This window comes from Flavobacterium sp. (assembly GCF_049590715.1).
Classification (GTDB): domain Bacteria; phylum Bacteroidota; class Bacteroidia; order Flavobacteriales; family Flavobacteriaceae; genus Flavobacterium.
Genome location: NZ_JBAWDL010000121.1, coordinates 1 through 1,649 on the forward strand (window position 1 = coordinate 1; position 1,649 = coordinate 1,649).

The window sequence follows — 1,649 nt, forward strand, 5'->3', positions numbered from 1 at the left end:
CAATACGCCAGCCCCAGCCCTTCACGTCGCCAGGAGTGCCAAAAATAGCGACGAAATAGCGGCCTGAATCGCGATAGACGGGATTTTTCTCCATTTCCGCCAGCAGGCTTTCGAGCGACATGATCTGGGTGGCCTTAAGTTTGCCTTTGTCACTCAATGCGGAATCGACCAGTTTCATGGCGGCGGCCTTCTGCGGTTCAGTCATTTCCTTGAGCGGCAGTCCTGCGCGGTCGCGGGGGGTATAGCGGAAATTTTCCCGTTCATCGCTGGAGAATGGGAGGGAGGCCTTGGCTTTCTGCTCTGCGTCCAAACTGGTAAGAAAGTTCTCGGCGGCAGTCACACAAGCTGCGGAAGGCGGAAGTTCCTTCGCGAGCAAGGGCAGACTGAAAAACAGACTGAGCAGAATTGGTTTCATCGGAAAAAGAACCAAGCAGGATCAGATGGCCCTCGCAAGGAGAGTCTGGCTGAAGAAAGGCTGGAGTGGATGAAACTTCGTCTTGCCTAGGCGTGCATCCACCGTCAAGCATCCTCGGGTGACGCGCCACCGAACAGACGACCTTAGAATTACAGGCTTGAATCCGCTCATTTCACCCGCGGTTCTCGCTTATTACCTCCCACTCACCGAGCAGGCGTCCGAGCTTGTCTCGGATGCGCGTTCTCAAGCGGATGCAATTCTGCGTGGCGAAGATGATCGCTTGCTCGCGATCGTGGGCCCCTGCTCGATCCATGACCCAAAAGCCGCAATGGAGTATGCGGTGATGCTTAAGGAGTTGGCAAAAAAAGTTGAAAAGGACGTATTTGTCATCATGCGTGTCTATTTCGAAAAGCCGCGAACTACGGTCGGCTGGAAGGGCTTAATCAACGACCCAAATCTCGACGACTCATTCGATATCAACCAAGGACTACGGATTGCTCGCGGCCTGCTGCTTGATCTCGCAAACATGGGAGTGCCGGCAGGAACCGAATTTCTCGATACGATTTCCCCGCAATACATCGCGGATCTGATCGCATGGGGAGCCATCGGCGCACGGACGACAGAGTCGCAAATTCACCGCGAACTGGCTTCTGGCCTCTCCATGCCAGTCGGATTTAAGAATGGCACGGGCGGTTCGATCCAGATTGCTCTCGACGCGATTCAGTCGTCATCCCGTCCGCATCATTTTCTCTCCGTCACGAAGCAAGGCGTCTCTGCGATCGTCTCCACGGCTGGAAACGAGTCCTGCCACCTTATTTTGCGCGGCGGAAAATCTGGCCCGAACTACGAAAAGGCGGACATCGACGCCGCTGCGGCGATGCTTCGGGAACAAAAATTGGTGGAGTCCGTGATGGTCGATTGCTCGCACGGGAACTCGATGAAGGATTATCGCAATCAACCGATGGTTGCGCGTAATATTGCAAATCAAATCGCGGCGGGTTCCAAAGTGATCACGTCGGTGATGATCGAGTCCAATCTTGTCGAAGGAAATCAAAAGCTAGTCGGCGATCTCGGTTCCACGACTCATGGTCAGTCGGTTACCGACGCATGCATCGGTTGGGATGATACCGTCGAGACTTTGGAAGAACTCGCCAGCGCGGTGCGCCAGCGACGGGAATCATGAGGATTTGAAAAACCCGCACGAATCCAAACGTTCATCCGGTCAGCGTTGAAC

At 54.6% G+C, this 1,649-nt stretch carries 2 protein-coding genes; one reads left to right on the forward strand and one right to left on the reverse strand.

From position 1 onward, the window contains the following. Positions 1 to 415 (reverse strand): DUF3500 domain-containing protein (locus WBQ70_RS05495; RefSeq protein ID WP_423911509.1); only part of this gene is annotated, 415 nt, incomplete at its 3' end. A 118-nt stretch (positions 416 to 533) separates the two neighbouring features. Between WBQ70_RS05495 and WBQ70_RS05500 the strand changes: the two genes are divergently transcribed. Beyond that, a complete protein-coding gene (locus WBQ70_RS05500) occupies positions 534 to 1,598 on the forward strand; it encodes a 3-deoxy-7-phosphoheptulonate synthase (RefSeq protein WP_423911510.1) in 1,065 nt (354 codons plus the stop codon). Positions 1,599 to 1,649 lie beyond the last annotated feature (51 nt).